Origin of the sequence: Corallococcus terminator, from assembly GCF_003611635.1 — a bacterium.
Taxonomy (GTDB): Bacteria; Myxococcota; Myxococcia; order Myxococcales; family Myxococcaceae; genus Corallococcus; species Corallococcus terminator.
Window position 1 is genome coordinate 1 of record NZ_RAVZ01000608.1, and the last position, 2,422, is coordinate 2,422.

The window sequence follows — 2,422 nt, forward strand, 5'->3', positions numbered from 1 at the left end:
TAACCGGACAATCCGACCGAGCCTGTGCGGAAGGGGCTCAGAGGGAAGGAGAGGGCGAACCTGGGCCGGCGTCGGAGGGAAGCGACGGCGGAAAGAGGAGTCGCTGGACGCTCGCCGAGAGAACGTTCGGCGCAGTCGCAGCCCGTCACTGGCTGCGGGAGCGACGTGAGCGGCTGAACCCGTCGCCAGGGCAGCGACGTCCGGCCCACGCGAGGTAGCATATCCATATTGTCCGGTTAACAGGGAGTTATCCGGACAATCCAGCCGCGACCTGGAACGTCGCGCCTCACAGCGCGCATGGGCCAGCAGCGTGGCCAGGGCGACTGGTTAGGGAAGCCCTGCGGGCACAATGCAGTCGGACGTCACAAGCTTCTCGCGCTTCTTCACGCAGGGCGCCAAGCCCGGCCCGACAATTATCCGATTCTTCCCCTCGGCGCCGGCAAGGCTGAGATTGAGTTCCAAGAAGAACGCTAGAGGCTCCTCCTGCTCCTTTCGGCTCATGCCGAAGGCGGCACCAACGCACTCGTCAAGCGCTGCCTGAGCGTCGCCTAGGTCATTCTTCCCGCCCTGCTCGGAGGCGCGGTAGAGGTCGCGAAGGCTCCAGCCATGGCTCATCATCAAGGAGCGTCTGAGTTGGCGCAGTTCGTGGGCCGCCTTCGCGACCGCCAGGGCCTGCTTCTCGGATGCGTCTTGCGGCCATGGGAACGAGTCGAAGACAGTATCCGATGTATAGCGAGGCCGCTCTTCGAGCGTCGAGCACCGCGTGATGAACCACTTCCAGTGAAGGCCTGACTGCAGCACTCCGAAGGAATAGTCGTCCTCAAGGGCGAAGACCTGGACGACGTCGCTAGGATGGATCTCGGACGAGACAAACTCGAAGATAGGCCTTTTCGTCACGCGCGAGCAGGCGATGTACCGGGAGAGCTTTCCGATAGCAGCGAGCATTTCCTCCCGTCCGCGCCAGTGCTTCCACCACCGCTTCGCATGGGACTGCCGCGGACCGCTCGCCTTGCCCGACTTGGCGTGCTCCTTGCGGGCCGCCTCCTCGATGTCCGGCTGGACCTGCTTCGCTAGATGCGCGAACGCACTCTTATGCTTCATGGCTTCGAACAGGTCGCCGCAGTGATTCAAGTTGAGGATGTAGCGCGAGGGACTTGAGTCTTTCCGCCCGACAAGGTCTTCGCCGATGAGGTATGGATGAACCACATCCCGTGAGGATCTGTCCTTGAGAATCATCTCCAAATCTTCGCCGAATGGAAGGAAGCCCTCGTGTCCATGGGTCTGCCCCTGGAAGCACACGGCTGAGTCGGCATTCCTCTTAAGGGGCTGTGCACTAGAGACGTCGACACCATCCCGTAGTGCCGGTCCAATCTTGGTGAGGTCTGCCCTGGACCAAGTCCCGTCCTCGGCTTGACTGAACAGCGCCTTTTTTCCAGTTGCAGTACCCCGAACCCAGTTCACGATGGAGACGTGCACCGCAGCATCCCCGGACCAGTGCTGGGTGGAGACCGCCTCGACGATGGTGCCTCCGCTATTCACGATGTACGAGAGCCCGCTGTCGCGTGATTCATTCTCCCGGATCGTATTCGTTCCGACGAGGCCAGCTCGCCCCCCCAGGGGCAGCTCTTCATGCGCGCGGCGGAAGAAGTATACGCAGTAGTCAGCACGCCGGCTCACCTCCGGCATCGCCTTGCGGACGGCAGCCAAGCGCTCCGAGTCAATCTCGGCTGCAGCGTTGTTCTTCGAGACAAACGGAGGATTGCCAATGATGACGTCGACCTTCGGCCACTTGCTCAGAAGCGCGTCGGCACAAACAATGTTGCTGTTCAAATTCTCAAGCGGAAGCGCTGGATCCAGGTCGAACATTCCCTGGTCATCACCCAGCATTTCCTGAGCTTCTTTCAGCGCCAGCTCCTTGGCGAGAAGCAGCGTGACCTTGGCGAGTTCCACCGCGAAGGGGATCACATCGAAGCCATAGAACTGCTGGACACTGAGGCTCCCTTGAGCAACGGCTTGCGCCTTCTTGCCGCTGTAGGCCTTGCGGATCGCCAGTAGAAGGTCGATCTCCAGGCGCTTCAGCGCCCTGAATGCGACATAGAGAAAGTTGCCGCTGCCACATGCCGGGTCGATTACCCGGAACTTGTTCAGGGCCTTCTTAACCTCAAGCAACTCCTTCAGCGTCCCCGCCTTGTCGATCCGATCCTGCCAGGGCCGAATGATGGTTGGGTTTACGACCTTGAGGATGTCCTGCTCGTGAGTAAAGTGTGCGCCATAGGCATGCCGTTCATCTTCGTCCATCGTGGACTGAAAGATTGTCCCGAAGATGGCAGGATTGACACGCGTCCAATCATGGATCGCAGCCTCGTGGAGGCTCGTTAGCTCCGCTTTTGTCAGCTCCACTGGCTCAACGACGGCGTAGAGC

Annotated in this window: 1 protein-coding gene; it reads right to left on the minus strand. The window is 60.6% G+C overall.

Annotated features, from left to right (window positions below; translation table 11 throughout):
• Positions 1-327: 327 nt before the first annotated feature.
• Positions 328-2,422 (minus strand): DNA methyltransferase (locus D7V88_RS40665; RefSeq protein ID WP_147449115.1); only part of this gene is annotated, 2,095 nt, incomplete at its 5' end.